Origin of the sequence: Salinibaculum rarum, assembly GCF_030505615.1 — an archaeon.
In the GTDB taxonomy this organism is placed as follows: Archaea; Halobacteriota; Halobacteria; order Halobacteriales; family Haloarculaceae; genus Salinibaculum; species Salinibaculum rarum.
In genome coordinates, this window is record NZ_CP129992.1 from 468,842 (window position 1) to 485,011 (window position 16,170).

The following is a 16,170-nucleotide window of genomic DNA, read 5'->3' on the forward strand; positions in this document are numbered from 1 at the left end:
CTTAACACAATAGAGGTTTAACAGCGTTATGCCATCAATCGGTCTGTACACCGCGACAGAGAACGAACTGGGTGCCATCCAGCGCGCCGCCGAGCAGGTCGAAACCGACCTCGTCGTGCGCTCGGAGAGCGACGTAGACGAGTTGGCAGACGTCGACGCGTTCGTCGACGAACTGACCGACGCCATCGCCGTCGTCGTCTGGCTCCACGGCGCCGAGGAGAGCATGCCGGGCTACGACCAGGCTATCGAGCGACTGGACGCTGCCGACGTGCCGGTCATCGTGAAGTCGACCGGCGACGCCTTCGCGTTCGAGGACACGACCGCCTCGGGCCAGGTCAGAGAGCAAGTCTACGAGTATCTCGAGCGCGGCGGGACGACCAACGTCGCCAACTGTCTACGCTTTCTCGTCGACGAGTACGGCGAGCGCAATCCGAAATATGACGAGCCGGTGGCACTCCCGACCGAAGGAGTGTACCACCCCGACTATCCGGGGACGAGCTACGAGGACCTGATGTCGACGTTCGACCCGGACGCGCCGACGGTCGCCATCTGGTTCTACGAATCCCACTGGACACACGAGAACACCCGTTACGTCGACGCGCAGGTGCGCGCACTCGAACGCGAGGGCGCGAACGTACTTCCTATCTTCTGCAACCCGGCGACCGACACCGACGAGCAGTGGGACGCAGAGCGAGTCACCGACGCGTGGCTACTGGACGACGACGGCGACCCCGTCGTCGACGCCGTCCTCTCGTCGTTTATGTTCTCGCTGTCGATGGACGAACGCGGGCGAGCGGCCAGCGACGAGGAAGCGGGGGCCGAGGAAGTCTTCCTCGACAAACTCGGCGTTCCCGTCCTCCAGACTGTCACGACGATGCGCTCGCGGTCCCGCTACGAAAGCAGCGAGACCGGCGTGATGGGCTTCGAACTGGCGCTCTCGGTGGCACTCCCGGAGTTCGACGGCAACATCGTGACCCACCCTATCAGCGGCAAGGAGCGAACCGAGGATGCCGCCGGCATCGGCAGTGCCCCCAAACAGCACTTCCCTATCGATGAGCGCGTCGACCACGCCGCTCGCCTGGCGGTCAACTGGGCGCGACTCCGGCATATCCCCAACCGGGAGAAAGACATTGCAGTCGTCCTCCACAACTACCCGCCCAGCGACGACGGCATCGGCACCGCCTTCGGACTCGACAGCCCCGAGAGTAGCGTCAACCTGCTCGACGAACTGGCCGATAGGGGGTACGACCTCGGCGGCGAGCGTCCCGAGAGCGGGCAGGGACTCATCGAGGAGTTGACCGCCCAGTTGACACTCGATGACCGGTGGGTCGCACCCGAAGACGTGCGCGAGTTGAGCGTCGACGTGGTCTCGACCGACCAGTACCGCGAGTGGTTCGACGCGACCGACGAGCGATTCCAGGCGAACATCGTCGAGGAGTGGGGTGAGGTCCCAGACCGGCCCTTCGCCATTCCCGGCGTCGAGTTCGGTAACGTCCTCGTCACCGTCCAGCCGCCCCGCGGATTCGGGATGGACCCCTCGAAGGTGTACCACGACTCGGACCTCCAGCCCCCACACGACTACGTGGCCTTCTACGGCTGGCTCAGAAACGAGTTCGACGCCGACGCCGTGGTCCACCTGGGCACTCACGGCAGTCTGGAGTGGCTCCCCGGCAAGACCGTCGGGCTGAACGGCGAGAGCGCGCCCGACCAGCTCGTCGACGACCTACCCAACGTCTACCCCTACATCATCAACAACCCCGGCGAGGGGACGCAAGCGAAACGGCGCTCCTACGCCGCCGTCGTCGACTATCTGACGCCGGTGATGGCCGAGGCCGGCACCTACGACGAACTCGCGGAGTTAGAGGAACTCGCCGACCAGTACCGCGAGGCGGGCATGGAAGACGCCCGCACCGACGACGGCGACCACCTCGAAGCGCTCCTCCGCGAGAAAGTCGAGGAACTGGACCTCACGGTCGAACTCGGTATCGAGGGCGCTATCGACAAATCGGTCGACGTGGACGAACTCGTCGAGCGCGTCCACGAGTATCTGACCGACGTGAAGACGACCCAGATTCGGCTGGGACTGCACACGATGGGTGAACCGCCAGCAGACGAGCGCCTAATCGAGTATCTCGTCGCACTCACGCGCCTGGACAATCCCGGGGGGCCGAGCCTCCGGGAGAGCGTCGCCGGCGTCCTCGGCGTCGACTACCAGCGGATGCTCGACAAACCAGGAACCTACGACGAGCAGTTGGGCATGACCCTCTCCGAGGCCGCAGACGAAGTGTACGAGACGAGTCTGGACCTCGTGGAGACGCTCGCAGCCCACGAGTTCGACGTGCCCGAGTCCGAGCGTGCGGCCGGTCCCGACGACGAGACGACGGTGAATCTCATGGTGGTCGACATCGACCCGCTCGGTGACAGCCGAGCACAGAGCGGCGCCCACGACCAGCTCCGCGAGGCGCTGGCGTTCATCTGCGAGAAAGCGGCTCCACGCGTACAGGAAGCCACGGCGGAGATTCCGCGGACGGTCGACGCGCTCGCCGGCGAGTACGTCCCGCCCGGCGGCAGCGGCGCACCGACCCGCGGCGGCGTGGACCTGCTCCCGACGGGGCGGAACTTCTACACGCTCGACCCCCGGAAAGTCCCGGCCAAAAGCGCCTGGGAAGTCGGCAAGGAGGTAGCCGACGGCGTGGCCGAGCGACACCGCGACGCCGAGGGCGAGTACCCCGAAGAAATCGGCGTCGTCGCGTGGGGGACCCCGACGGTCCGCACCCGCGGCGAGACCATCGCGCAGGTGCTGGCGCTGATGGGCGTCGAGCCGGAATGGACCGACGCCGGGCGGATTGACGACGTGACGCCGATTCCGCTCGACGACCTCGGCCGGCCGCGAATCGACGTGACGACCCGCGTCTCGGGACTGTTTCGGGACGCGTTCCCACAAGCCGCCAGCGTCGTCCACGACGCCGTCGACGCGGTCGTCGACCTCGAGGAACCCCACGAGCTGAACTACATCAAGAAACACGCCGACGAAGACGCCGCCGACCTCGCCCACGAGGAGGGTATCGACGTCGAGGAAGCCCGCGACGCGGTGCTCGACAGGGTGTTCACGACCCGACCCGGCGGGTACGGCGCGGGGACGAACAAGGCCGTCGACGAGGGCAACTGGGACGACCGCGGCGACCTCGCGGACGTGTACGTCCAGTGGGGCGGCTACGCACTCGGGTCGCGTGGTAAGACCTCGGAAGCCCACGACGCCTTCGAGCGACGGCTCTCGAACGTCGACGCCACCGTCAAAATCGAGGACACTGCCGAACAGGACGAGTTCGACAGTTCCGACTGGTACGCGTTCCACGGCGGATTCATCAGCGCCGTCTCGGACCGGGCCGGCGAGGAACCGGCCGCCTACGTCGGCGACTCCGCGGACCCAGACAACGTCTCCGTGTACACGAACGAGGAGAAAGTCCGGAAGGCGATGCGGGCCCGCGTCCTCAATCCTGGTTGGCTCGACAGCATGGAGGAACACGACTACAAGGGCGCTGGCGACCTCTCGACGACGGTCGACGTGGTGCTGGGGTGGGACGCCACCACCGGCGTCGTGAGCGACCACCTCTGGGAGGAAGTCGCCGACGCCTACGCCTTCGATGCGGACCGCCAGGAGTGGCTCCGCGACGTGAACCCGTGGGCGCTCGCGAGCATCACCGACACGCTCCTGGAGGCCGTCGAGCGCGACCTCTGGGACGCCGACGACGCGACTGTCGACCGACTCCGCGACATCAACCTCCAGGTGGACGGCGACCTCGAAGCCAGAGCCACCAGTCCGACGCCCGGCGAGGTGAGTACCAATGACGACTGAAGAGAACACAGACACAGACGACACAGAAGAGTACGCCGACCTCGGCGCGACCACCGAGAACGCCATGGACATCGCAGAGACGAGCATGGACCGCGTGCGCGAACTCGTCCCCGACGAGACGCTGGCCGACCGCATCCGCCAGAAGTCCGTCCACGCGACGGGCGACCCAGAGTTCCAGTATCTCGTCCGATTCACCGGCGATACTGACGACCACCCGGTCCGCGCCGGTGCCGGGGCGGTGCTTGACGGACGGCCAATCGTCACCGACATCACGATGGTCGAGGCCGGCATCACCGGCCGTGGACACGACTGTCCGGTCCGGAAGGCCATCGGCAACGGGACCGAACTCGCCGAACAGACGGGGATGACACGGACCGCCGCGTCCGTCCTCGAACTCGACCGCGAGAGCGTCTACGACGACGCTATTGCCGTCGTGGGCAACGCACCGACTGCGGCGCTCGCGCTGGCCGATTGCATCGAAGACGGGACCCGACCCGCGGTCGTCGTCGCCACGCCGGTGGGCTTCGTCAAGGCCGCAGAGAGTCGCAAGCGACTCCGTGAGGTGGCAAACGCCCACGGCGTCCCCGCCATCACGAACGTCGGCCGGCGCGGCGGGAGCGGCCTCGCGGCCGGTCTGACCAACGAACTCGTCCACGTGGCAAGCGACGCCCGGGAGGGAGCGGTGAGCCTCGAATGAGCGACAATTACGACCTCGATAGCGGCCCCGACCCCGCAACGCTGGCAGCGGCACAGCCGGAATCCGTCAGTGCAAAGAATCCAGTCGACGCCGTCGGTATCGGCCCGGGGAACCTCGATTATCTGACGCCGCGTGGCGAGAGAGCTATCCGGGAAGCCGACGTGGTCGTCGGCTTCGAGACAGTCGTCGACTTCGTTGGCGACCTGACCGACGCCGAGTTGTTGACCTGTGGCTACGCCGACGAAGCAAAGACCCTGGAGACCTTCGCAGAGCGGGTCGCAGACGGTGCGACCGGGACAGCGGTGTTGATGGGCGACCCCAACCACTCGGGCTACCAGTTCGTCGGAAAGGTCCAGGCGGTGGTCGACCGACCGGTTCGAATTATTCCCGGAATCTCGTCGTTACAGGTCGCCGCGAGCCGCGCCCGGACACCGATGGAAGCGACGACGTTCGTTACCTTGCACAGGAGCGGTGACATCTCCGCGGATCTGCAACGCCTCCGAGAGGCTGTCGGCGAGCGCCATCTCCTCGTGTTACCCCGTCCGTTCGACTGGATGCCCGGCGACGTGGCCGCCGACCTGCTCGACGCCGGTGGCGACCCGTCGCTCGATGCGCTCGTGTTCGAACGACTCACGCACGACGACGAAGCGGTGACGCGGTCGACGCTCGGGGACCTCGCCGACAACGCCGGCGGAACCAGCGCCGAAGACACGCCGTTCTCGGACCTCTCCGTGCTGGCGGTCCGGGCGGGTGCGGACGCCAGAGAGGAACGATGAACGGCCTCGTTCTCGGCGGGACGAGTTCGGGCGTCGGGAAGACCGTCGCCACGCTGGCGTGCATCCAGGCGCTTTCTGATGCCGGCTACGACGTGCAACCAGCCAAAGCCGGCCCGGACTTCATCGACCCGAGCCACCACCGAGCAGTGGCCGGGCGACCCTCACGGACACTCGACTGCTGGCTCCAGGGTGAGGAGGGAATCCGGCGGAACTACGCCCGCGGCGAGGGCGATATCTGTCTCGTCGAGGGCGTCATGGGACTGTACGACGGCGACGGGTCGAGCACCGCGATGGTCGCCGAGGCGCTCGACCTGCCGGTCGTCCTCGTCGTGGATGCCAGCGCCGGGATGGAGAGTGTCGCCGCGACCGCGCTCGGATTCCGCGAGTACGCCGCGACGGCAGGCCGAGACATCGACGTCGTCGGTGTCCTCGCCCAGCGCGCCCACGGCGGCCGCCACGAGCAGGGCATCCGCGACGCGCTGCCCGACGGGCTCGCGTATCTCGGTCGCATCTCCCCACGCGAGGACCTCGAAATCCCGGACCGCCACCTCGGATTGCACATGGGAGACGAGTCCCCGCTGGACGAGGACACGCTGGCCGCCGCGAGCGAGCACGTCGACGCCGAAGGCATCGCAAACGTCGCACGTTCCCCGCCGCCGGCTCCAGAGTTGCCAGCGCGTTCCCGCACCGACACACGCGTTGCAGTCGCCAGCGACGCGGCGTTCTGTTTCACCTATCCGGCAACGGTCGAGCGCCTCCGGGAGCGCGCCGACGTGGTCACCTTCGCACCGACCGACGGGGACCCGCTTCCGGACTGTGATGGCGTCTATCTCCCCGGCGGCTATCCGGAACTGCACGCAGAGGCGCTGGCAGAGAGTGGCACGCTCGACAGTATCGCGACGCGGGCGGCCGACGGACTGCCCGTGTTTGGCGAGTGTGGCGGCCTGCTGGCGCTCGGCGAGTCGCTGCAGACGACGGAGGGGGACCGCTACGAGATGGCCGGCGTCCTCCCCGCCACGTTCCGGATGTGCGACCGTTATCAGGCCCTCGACCACGTCCGACTCCGTGCGCGCCAGTCGACGGTGACCGCCGACGCTGAGGAAACACGCCGCGGCCACGAGTTTCACTACTCCAGTGCAGACGTCGGCTCAGACGCACGGTTTGCGTTCGACGTCAAGCGTGGGGACGGCATCGCAGACGGGATGGACGGGCTCACCGAGTACCAGACGCTCGGCACGTACTGCCACGTCCACCCGGCAAGCGGCGCGTTCGATACGTTCGTCGACCGGTGCGCCGACATTTGATATAGCAGTATGAGATTTATTCGGTGAAGGCGGCCAACTACCCCCGAGACTGTCAAAAGCAACGATAGAGGTTGCTCTGCCTGGCATTTCACAGAGCCCCACAGCAAGCCGACATCGGCGATACCACAGCGACGACGACGAAGGGCGAGCTGACAGCAGCCTTCCTCGGCAAGAAAGACTAATACAATACCACCTCCCAGCTAGCGCTAGACCCGGTATGCAACCACGAGATGTCTTCGATGGGATACTCCTTGCCATCCTCGGGACCATCCTCTATATCCGCCTCATCGGGCCCACGTTCTCGTCGAGTAGACTCCAGACGGTCATCGACGTCCTTCTCGGACTCGAGCTCATCTTCTATCTCATCTTTGCTGGAATTATTGCGATCTGCTTTCTTGGCTACCTCTTCGTCTATCTCCCGCAAAAACAGAGCAAAAACCCGGCGCGCTGAAGTGAACTGACCAGCAGGCGGACGGTAACTGTTTTCGAAGACCTCACCGACCGACGGGAACCCTGCTAGCAGTTATTGTAAACTGCATATCGCGATATAGAATGATGAATCAATCGGCGGCTAGTGAGATCTCCAGGACCCAACCGCTCGTCCGATTGCTGGGAGTTCGCGTCCGGCGTGATTCGAGAGATAAAAATACACGACCGAATCGTGACCACGCCAACCGTCACCAATATACATTATATTGTGTGGATAATTACATATATTATCAGTTGTCGGGAATCGTCATCCGGGCATATCCTCCGACAGTGTAAATATTATATATGAATCAGACAACTCGCCGCCCTGTCAATCTCGTCGTCGGTGGCAAGCCGCTCGACGGAGTGGTGACCGTCCCGCCGGACCCGCTCGGGCTCGTCGTCTGTGTCTCGGGCGGACAGGGCACCCAGCACGCGACACTCGAAACCGAACTGAGCAGCCGATTGCACGACCACAACATCGCCACGCTGGTGATGGAACTCGTGAGTGTCGAAGACAGTTCCAACCGGGCCGTCCGTACCGATATGGAGACACTCACCAGACGCCTGGACGAACAACTGGCGTGGGTTCGCAACCAGGACGACCTCGAATCCCTCGATGTGGCGCTGTGTGGCCTCGGAACGGGCGCCGCGGCGACACTCGAGTACCTGGCGACGCAGTCTGTCGACATCAGCGGTGCGACGCTGCTGGACGGCCGGGTCGGACTCGCGTCGGTTGTTTCCTCCACTCTCAGGAGCCCCCTGCTGTTTTCTGTCGCAGAACCGTCCAGGCAATTGGAGACCGAGAACAGAGACGCATACGAACGAATCAACGCGACTGACTCGGCGGCGCACTTTCTGCAGGCCCCAGACCCCGACCGGTTCGACATCATTGCCCGGTGGTTCGAGTCGATTCTTCGGCCGGCGAAACAGGCTGTCAACTCCCAGCCTGCTGCCGACGAATACGAAGCCTGAACGCGGGACGGTAGGAATCGGAAACACCGCGCCTGGCACTCATCCGGCGAGGGGAATCCGGCCGAGACTGTTACGGTCATACATCTGTAACAGACTGCGGTCGCTCTCTGTCGGCTGTCCGAGTGAAGTTCGGGGGAGGGCGGCGCTCACGTTCCAGCCAGGAAAAGCGCTTACACGACGGCGGCGAGTTTCTCGATTGGGTGAGGCGGTTCCTCGCCGTCCTGGGGGTCGTAGCCGGCGAGTTGGGACCGGCAGGACGCGCCGGGCGCGACAACCTGGTCGGCGGGTGAGTTGTCGACCTGGTCGTAGAGGATACTCCCGATGGCCTGGCTCATCGAGAGGTGTTCTTCCTCGTAGCCGAAGCTTCCGGCCATGCCACAGCACCCCGAGTCGAGCGCGTCCACGTCGTAGCCGGCGCGTCGCAGGACGCCGACAGCATGGTGGTCTTTCCGGGTCGCCTTCTGCTGGCAGTGCCCGTGATACGTGAGCGACTGGCTGGAGTCACCGAAGTCGATGTTCTCGTCGAGGCGGTGTGCGTCCAGATACTCGAAGACGCCGTAGGCGTTCGCGGCGACGCGCTCGACGTCCTCGCCCGAGAGCAAGTCCAGGTAATCGAGCTGGTACATCACCGCGTCGGACGGTTCGACCGTGACGATGTCCCAGCCGTCGTCGATGTACGGGGCGAGTGCCTCGACGTTGTCCTCGGCGGTCGCGCGGGCGTGGTCGAGCATGCTCTTCGAGAAGGCGGGTCGACCGCTGTTGGTGACCTCGTCGGGAACCTTGACGTGCACACCGGCGGCTTCGAGCACTTCGGCCGCGGCCCTGCCGACGTTCGGGTGGCTGTAGTCGGTGTACGGGTCGGCGATGAGCAGTGCCTTTCGCTCGGCGTCGGATTCGGATACCGTCGGGCCGCCCCGCGAGTCCCACCACTTCCGGAACGTCTCGCGGTGGAAGTCGGGGAAGTCCCGTTCGCGGGCGATACCGACGGTCTTCTCCATGGCCCAGTTCACGCCGGGGACTTTCATCCCCCAGTTCGACAGCGGTGCGAAGGTACTGCCAAGCGAGAGGACCTGGTCGACGTTCGCGAACAGTCGGTCACGCAGCGTGACACCCTCGCGCTGGTGGTACTCGTGGACGACTTCGGCTTTGAGCTTCGCCATGTCGACGCCGCTCGGACAGTCGTTCTTACAGCCCTTACAGCCGATACAGAGGTCCATCACCTCGTGGATGAACTCGTCTGTGAACAGTTCGTCGGGCAGGTCGCCGCTCATCGCGTTCCGGAGCATGTTCGCCCGGCCGCGTGTGCTCGTAATCTCCTCTTCGGCAGCCCGGTAGGTCGGACACATCACGCCGCCTGTCGTGTCCTGATAGCCGGTACAGCCCGCACAGCCGTGACAGAGTTCGACCATCCCCTGGAATCCGTTCTCGTTGTCCCAGTTGAGGACCGGTTCGAACTCGGAGTCGAAGGTGTAGGAGGGGTCGTACCGGAGGTTCTCGGTGTAGTCGTGGTCGCCACAGACGTTTCCGGGGTTGAGCAGCCACTGCGGATCGAAGGCCGACTTCAGGTCACGGAAGACGTCCCAGAGGTGCTCGCCGTAGAGTTTCTTGTTCCACGTCGTCCGCGCGCGGCCGTCGCCGTGTTCCCCGGAGACCGAACCACCGTATTCGATGACCCGGTCGGTCACCGAATCGGAGATTTCGGCCATCTTCTCGAGGTCGGCGTCGGATTTGAGGTTCAACAGCGGCCGGATATGCAACACGCCCGGGCCCGCGTGGGCGTAGTACGCAGCGAAGGTGTCGTGGCTGTCGAAGATTTCCTGCAGGTCCGAGATGTACTCCGGGAGGTTCTCGGGCGGAACCGCCGTATCCTCGACGAACGGCCAGTGTTTGTCGTCGCCCGTGTTCGACAGCAAGATGGGGAGACCGGCCTTGCGCATCTTCCAGAACTTCGATTGTCTGTCGTCGTCGTACGCCTCGAGTGCGTCGACGGCGTTGATTTCGGCGTCGGTCTGGATGGCCGTGCCACCGTTGGGTTCGACGGCAGCGTCGTAGTCAGGCAAGCGGTCGGCCAGCAAGTCCGCAATCTGTTGTTTGGCCTCCGAGACAGTGTCCGCGTAGAACTCGACGAGCAGTGTCGATTCGGTGCCCTCGGGCAGTGTCGAGACCAGGTCGGCAAACTGTGGGTTGTCCCGCGCGAGGTCGAGGAAGACCTCGTCCATCACCTCGACGGCAGACGGGTCGTGTTCGAGAATCGGGGCGACGTCACGCATCGCCGGCAACACGCCGTCGTAGGTCAGCATGACGATGGCCGTCTCCGCCGGTATCGGTTCCAGCGAGACCGTCGCCTCGGTGACGATTGCCAGTGTCCCCTCGCTGCCGGCCATCAGGCGCCCGAGGTTGACCGCGCCGTGTTCGCGTGCCTCGTCGACCAGCATATCGAGGTTGTACCCGGAGACGTTGCGCTTGAGGTCGGGATAGCGCTCTGCGATTTCTTCGGCGTCCTCGTGGATGAGTCGGCCGACCTCCGCGTAAATCTGGGCCTCTATCTGAGAGCCCGCGTCGCTGGCTTCCGTCGCCTTGTCGTGGAGGTCTTCGACGTCGACCCACCCGAGTGTCGTCTGGGTCCCGTCGGCAAGGACGACCTCACACTCCTCGATGTAGGCGTCTGTCTTGCCGTATTTCAGCGAGTGCGCGCCGGTCGTGTTGTTCCCGATTGCGCCCCCGAGGACGCTCTTGTCACCCCACGCCGGGTCGGGCGCGAACTTGAGGTCGTGGGGCTCGAGCGCCGAATTGAGACGCCCCAGCGTGATTCCCGCCTGGGCACGGGCAGTGCCCGCCTCGGGATCGACGTCGTGCAGGTCGTTCATGTGCCGTTTGAAATCGAGAACGACCGCCTCGTTTACCGCCTGCCCCGCCAGGCTCGTCCCGCCACCCCGTGGCAGGACAGGTATCTCCTCTGATGCACAATACTCCATCACCGCAGCGACGTCGTCGGCCGATTTCGGCGAGACGACACCGATAGGGAGTTCCTCGTATGCGCTCGCGTCCGTCGCGAAGAGTTCGCGAGTGTAGGTATCGAACCGTACGTCCCCCTCGACGCGCGCCTCGAGAGCAGCAACGAGGTCTCGCTGCTGTGTGTCACCACTCCGATGGTCGTAATTAGCGCCAGGGTCAGCAGACGGTGTCGACTCTGCCCCAGGCTGGGAATCGTATGCCATACGCGTGCACACTGTTGTCCTCCACCTAAATGAATGGTTGGGATTACCAAACACATGGGCAGCCGACCGAGGACGGCACACCGATTCACCAGCCGACAGTGAATCCACGACAGGGAGAAGCCGCTCTCAGTGAATAGTAATCCGGTCAGCGATTCGCTCTTCGTCGTCGAACACGTCCTCGCCGTCGATGTTGATTTCGTACTGGTAGGTCCCCGGCTCCATGTCGGGGTCGGTCTCGAGTTTGCCGCCCCAGCCGTCGGGGATGTACTGCTCGTGGGGACCGGACCACGACAGCTCCAGGGGCCCGATGTCCGATTCGGGGAACTCCACGGTGACCGCGTCGATCGTGTCGCCACCGAGGAACTCGCCCGTGTCGCTCTCGTAGACGCCGACGTTGAGCGCAATCTCCTCGCCGGCGTTGAACTCCTGTTGGCTCTGACAGTCGCCGCCCGTCGTCGTCCCGTCTGAACCGCCAGTCGTCGTCGTCGTCTCGTTGGTTACCGTCGCGTTTCCGGTGGGGGTGGAATCACCGCTGCCGTCATCGTCGCCACCGCCGCCGCCCTGCTCTGGTGGGCCGGGGTCCGTGATGTAGTTACACCCAGCGGCGCTGACTGTCGCCCAGGTGGCTGCACCGGAGGCGAGGAGGCGGCGCCGTGAAAGCCCCGACTCCTCGTCGGCACTATCGCTGCCGTCTGTGTCGCTCTTGTCTCGAGACATTGTGGGAATACCTCTGTATGTGCGGCCATCGCACTTAACGCTGACTGTCATTTCAGTGGCGGGATATTTCTAAACTTAACGTGAAAACCGGTTTTCGTGAGATAGCTTTATTACGTATCACAGTAACAATTGAGTAGAACATGAGCCAGCCCAGCAGTCAGCCGGACCCAGAAGAGGGGTCCGCAAGTTCAGATGACCTGTCACAAGAGCAATCACAGCGGGGAAGCACGACCCGTCGACGCCTCCTGGCGTCGGGTGCAGCAGCGTGGGCAACGGTACTTGCAGGTTGTTCCGGCGGCGGCGACAACGAGAGTCCGGACGAGACGCCGAGCGACGACGAGACGCCATCGCCACAGCCGGAAAACTACGTCGTGACCGCCGAAACGGGGACTGGCAGTGAGGGAGTCCCGGAATCGGCCCAGTTCGTCTCGGCGTGTTCCGCGACGCGTCGCTTCGTGCCGGGGATGCATGTCATCTGGTACGTCGGTGTGTACGACCCCGAGACGGGCGAGCAGCTGACCGACGAAGACCTGGACGCGGTCAACATCAGCATCAACGGCGAGACCGTCGAACTCGGATGGGCCGGTGACGACGAGGAGAACGCCGCCGACGAGTGGGCCGGGTCGTGGACCATTCCGGAAGGAACCGAGACTGGCTCGGTCACGTACACGGTCGAAATTACCAACGGCGACGCCAACTACCGCGACGTCGGTATCCTCGAGAACTCCATCGAGATTATCGAGTACGACGACCCCTCGAACTACGTGGTCACGACCAACACGTACTGGAACGGCTCCCCAGTCGAGTCCGCGAACGGCTTCGTCGGCGGCTGTGCACCCGAGCGACAGTTCAGCCAAGAGATGGACGTCACGTTCGTCATCGGCATCTACGACAGTACGACCGGCGAACTCGTCGGCAGCGATACGCTCGACTCGGTTACCATCTCGTCGGCCGACGGCTCGTTCGACCCAGTCGAACTGTCGTGGCAGGCTGGCGGAGAGGACTCCACGGCGCAGTGGAACGGAACCCTCGAGACGGAGAACCTAGACGCCGGAACGTACGGCTACGAGGTTACCGTCAGCGACGCTGGGCGAGACGTCTACAACGTCGGCATCGCGTCGGCACAGTTCAGCATCATCGAAGTCTAAGCTGGCCCAGTTGCCGCCGGCATCGCTTTCTTACTTTTCGAAGCTCCCACCGACCGACAGCAACGCTCCCGTCAGGACACGCTCAGGCCGAGTTCCGCTCTGAGCTGGGTTTTGAGCCGTTTGAACTCCGCACTGCCTTCGATGTCGACGCGTCGGCCCCACCGTGGCCGGTCGATATCCACCTCGAAGGTCGCCGTAATCGTCGCCGGTTTTGCGGACATCACCAGCACGCGGTCGGCGAGATAGACCGCCTCGTTGATATCGTGTGTGACAAACAGTATCGTCTTTTGCTCGGTGTCCCACAACTGGAGGAGTTCGGTCTGCAACCGGTCTCTGGTCTGTGCGTCCAGCGAGCCGAAGGGTTCGTCCATCAGGAGAATGTCCGGGTCGACAGCCAGCGCCCGCGCCAGTCCGACACGCTGTTTCATCCCGCCGGAGAGTTCCGAGGGGTAGGCGTCCTCGGTGCCCGCCAGCCCGACCTTCTCGATCCACTCCCGGGCCACAGCCTCCGGCTGGCGGTCGGTTCGGTCGGGCTGTATATCGGCGCCAACGACGACGTTCTCCAGAACGGTCTTCCACGGGAGCAGTCGGAAGTCCTGAAACACCATCGCGATATCTTCGGAGGGGCCGGTAATCGAGCCCTCGCTGGTGACGATGTCACCGCTGTCGGAGTCGACGACACCTGCAATACTCTTCAACAGCGTCGTCTTCCCACAGCCGGAGGGGCCCACGATGGCGACGAACTCGCGTTCCCCGACGTCGAAGGAGACGTCGTCCAGGACGGTAAGCGAATCCCGCCCGGAGCCGTAAGATTTCGTCAGGCCGGCGACGGAGAGCGACTGGGACATGGCGTCCAGTACAGCGGTGGGATATTTAAAATCCATTCGACCAGTTCGGGGTTACATACTTCGGGAGGCCGTCGCGTCCCAGGTGACGACAGTCCGTTCGATGGCGACGACCAGACCAAACAGGAGGAGTTGGATAGCCGAGATAGACAGGATAGCGGCGAACATCTCGGGAGTCGCGAAATTGTTGTTGTACTGGAGAATGAGGTAGCCGATACCTTCCATCCCGACCAGGTACTCGCCGGCGATGACGCCGGTAAAGGCGAGGATGACACAGATTTTGATGCCGGCGAAGACGTACGGCAGCGACGAGTACAGATAGACGTTCAAGAAGACCTCGCGGCGGTTCCCCGAGAAGCTCCGAATCATCTCGACGAGTTCGTCGTCGGTCGATTTGAACCCCGACAGGGAGTTGACCACCATCGCGAAGAAACTGATGAGAAAGCCGATAGCGACGATAGAGGGGAAGCCAAACCCGAGCCAGACGATGAAAATCGGCAAGAGTGTGATTATCGGCACGGACCGGGCACCGATGACGTAGGGGTACAGCACCGTCTCGACGAGCGACGACTGTGCCATCGCCAGCGCGAGGACGTAGCCGCCGACGACGGTCATCGTAAAGCCGTACGCAAACGCCTGAAGCGTGTACTGCAGGTGCTTGGCAATCGTGGAGAACTCGCTGAGGAAACTCGACAGAATCTCCGATGGCGTCGGCAGGATGTACGACTCGACGCCCAGCGCCGGAATCACGAACTCCCAGCCGAGGAGGACGCCGACGAACACGACACCCGGGAGGACGACGGTCTTGCGAGACAGCGCCGCGTAGACGTCACCGAGAGGTACAATCCCCCGCAGTTCACGCTCGGCCATAGGTTACCCAGAGCCGTGCCGGCAGTCGCCTCTCACACATAGTTCGGGCCGACATCGTAGTTGTTCTCGAGTTGCTCGTAGTATGCCTCTGCCGTCTCGATTGCCAGTTCCTGGTTCTGTTCGATGTACTCGTTCGTGTAGTAGTCCTCGGTTGGCAGGGTCTCCTCGAGGAGTCCCGCGTCCTGGAACACAGACAGGGTCGTCTCCAGTTGGTCCGCTGGCGTCCAACCCTTGCCTTTCTCCCGGCCGAGTTCCGGGTCCGGAACCCGCGATGCGTAGATCGGTCCGACCGTCTCCCGGGCGAGGTCCTCGTCGAACTGTGGCACCTTGTCCCGGTACACGTCGATGACGCCGTCCAGGTCCGTCGCGAACCGCTTGTGCGCCTGGAGCCATCCCCGGACGAAACTGTTGACCGTCTCGGGCTGGTCGTCGAGCATCGACTGCTGTGTAATCAGCGCGACTCCGAGGTTCTCCAGTATCTCCGAGAGAATCAGGACGTTCGTCTCGTAGCCGTTGTTCTCGAGTCGAGCGACCGCCTGCGGGAAGTACGTCACCGCCGCGTCGGCTTCCCCCTCCATGAGCAGTGCCTCCTCGGAGCCGGGTTGCATGTTCCGAATCTCGACGGCGTCGGGGTCACCACCCGCTTTCCTGAGTGCCGCCATCGCGAGTGGCCCGGTCGCACCGAAGGGATACTGTGCGACTGTTTTCCCCTCCATGTCCGTCCAGGAGTCGATACCGGCCTCCGCAGTGGAAACGACACCGGCCATCGGGTCGATGACCTGCCCGATAATCCGAATCGAGGAGTCTTCCTGCATCTGTCGCATCACCGCAGAGATCTCGGCGTTCCCGAAGGCGTCGTTTCCCTGTGCGACGGATTTGACCGCCTGTTGAGACCCATTCGACGTGACGAACTCGACGTCGATTCCCTCGTCTTCCCAGAGCCCCAGTTCGACGCCCGCGTCGTTCGGTGCGGCGTCGAGCCCGGAGCGCTGGTACCGGTGTCGGTACGTCACCGACGGGGTACTGCTCGATTCCGAGTCTCCGAGACAGCCGACCACAGATGCCATCGCACCCGCTGTGCCAGTCGCCAGAAATGCCCGACGCGAAAGTCCCGTATCGCAGTCGCGAGTTCGTTTCATATCCGGGAGCAATAGAGCCAATATGTTAAATTATAGGTTGTATTTCAAAAATTCCCATCTGGAATTTAGCTTGATGACGTGATATACGCTCGTATTTATCTGATAGTAACGTGAAAAGTGGTGATATTCCAAGAGGATGGTTCCCATGCTGGGCCGG

At 63.7% G+C, this 16,170-nt stretch carries 12 protein-coding genes; 7 read left to right on the forward strand and 5 right to left on the reverse strand.

The genetic code is table 11. The annotated features are described in order from the left end of the window. Positions 1-28: 28 nt before the first annotated feature. The 6 genes from cobN (at position 29) to QYL91_RS02635 (ending at position 8,076) form a co-directional block, all read left to right on the forward strand. The gene (cobN, locus tag QYL91_RS02610) at positions 29-3,856 is read left to right on the forward strand and encodes a cobaltochelatase subunit CobN (RefSeq protein WP_302081828.1); all 3,828 of its coding nucleotides are present in this window, start codon (positions 29-31) and stop codon (positions 3,854-3,856) included. Continuing rightward, complete coding sequence (locus QYL91_RS02615) at positions 3,846-4,553, forward strand: precorrin-8X methylmutase (RefSeq protein ID WP_302081829.1); 708 nt, start codon at positions 3,846-3,848, stop codon at positions 4,551-4,553. The genes cobN and QYL91_RS02615 overlap by 11 nt, the downstream gene beginning before the upstream one ends. Then, the gene (locus QYL91_RS02620) at positions 4,550-5,329 is read left to right on the forward strand and encodes a cobalt-precorrin-7 (C(5))-methyltransferase (RefSeq protein ID WP_302081830.1); all 780 of its coding nucleotides are present in this window, start codon (positions 4,550-4,552) and stop codon (positions 5,327-5,329) included. Before QYL91_RS02615 ends, QYL91_RS02620 begins: the two co-directional genes overlap by 4 nt. Further along, on the forward strand, positions 5,326-6,633 hold the full coding sequence (locus QYL91_RS02625; RefSeq protein ID WP_302081831.1) for a cobyrinic acid a,c-diamide synthase: 1,308 nt from the start codon (positions 5,326-5,328) through the stop codon (positions 6,631-6,633). Before QYL91_RS02620 ends, QYL91_RS02625 begins: the two co-directional genes overlap by 4 nt. A gap of 217 nt (positions 6,634-6,850) precedes the next feature. After that, complete coding sequence (locus QYL91_RS02630; RefSeq protein WP_302081832.1) at positions 6,851-7,084, forward strand: hypothetical protein; 234 nt, start codon at positions 6,851-6,853, stop codon at positions 7,082-7,084. A gap of 323 nt (positions 7,085-7,407) precedes the next feature. After that, on the forward strand, positions 7,408-8,076 hold the full coding sequence (locus QYL91_RS02635) for an alpha/beta fold hydrolase (protein ID WP_302081833.1): 669 nt from the start codon (positions 7,408-7,410) through the stop codon (positions 8,074-8,076). Between the two features lie 170 nt (positions 8,077-8,246). Here the strand turns inward: QYL91_RS02635 and QYL91_RS02640 are convergent, their stop codons facing one another. Together QYL91_RS02640 and QYL91_RS02645 are read right to left on the reverse strand one after the other, a co-directional pair. Next, positions 8,247-11,294 (reverse strand): FAD-binding and (Fe-S)-binding domain-containing protein, encoded by a 3,048-nt coding sequence (locus QYL91_RS02640; RefSeq protein ID WP_302081834.1) that lies wholly within the window; start codon positions 11,292-11,294, stop codon positions 8,247-8,249. Positions 11,295-11,420: 126 nt separating this feature from the next. After that, on the reverse strand, positions 11,421-12,011 hold the full coding sequence (locus tag QYL91_RS02645) for a hypothetical protein (RefSeq protein WP_302081835.1): 591 nt from the start codon (positions 12,009-12,011) through the stop codon (positions 11,421-11,423). Positions 12,012-12,151: 140 nt separating this feature from the next. Between QYL91_RS02645 and QYL91_RS02650 the strand changes: the two genes are divergently transcribed. Then, complete coding sequence (locus QYL91_RS02650; protein ID WP_302081836.1) at positions 12,152-13,159, forward strand: hypothetical protein; 1,008 nt, start codon at positions 12,152-12,154, stop codon at positions 13,157-13,159. A 71-nt stretch (positions 13,160-13,230) separates the two neighbouring features. Here QYL91_RS02650 and QYL91_RS02655 read toward each other — a convergent pair whose 3' ends face one another. Genes QYL91_RS02655 through QYL91_RS02665 form a run of 3 tightly spaced genes read right to left on the reverse strand, consistent with a single transcriptional unit; the run spans position 13,231 to position 16,013 of the window. After that, positions 13,231-14,007 (reverse strand): ABC transporter ATP-binding protein, encoded by a 777-nt coding sequence (locus QYL91_RS02655; protein ID WP_302081837.1) that lies wholly within the window; start codon positions 14,005-14,007, stop codon positions 13,231-13,233. Positions 14,008-14,058: 51 nt separating this feature from the next. Further along, the gene (locus QYL91_RS02660) at positions 14,059-14,874 is read right to left on the reverse strand and encodes an ABC transporter permease (protein ID WP_302081838.1); all 816 of its coding nucleotides are present in this window, start codon (positions 14,872-14,874) and stop codon (positions 14,059-14,061) included. A gap of 32 nt (positions 14,875-14,906) precedes the next feature. Further along, positions 14,907-16,013: an ABC transporter substrate-binding protein gene (locus tag QYL91_RS02665; RefSeq protein WP_302081839.1), complete on the reverse strand. Its 1,107-nt coding sequence runs from the start codon at positions 16,011-16,013 to the stop codon at positions 14,907-14,909. Positions 16,014-16,170 lie beyond the last annotated feature (157 nt).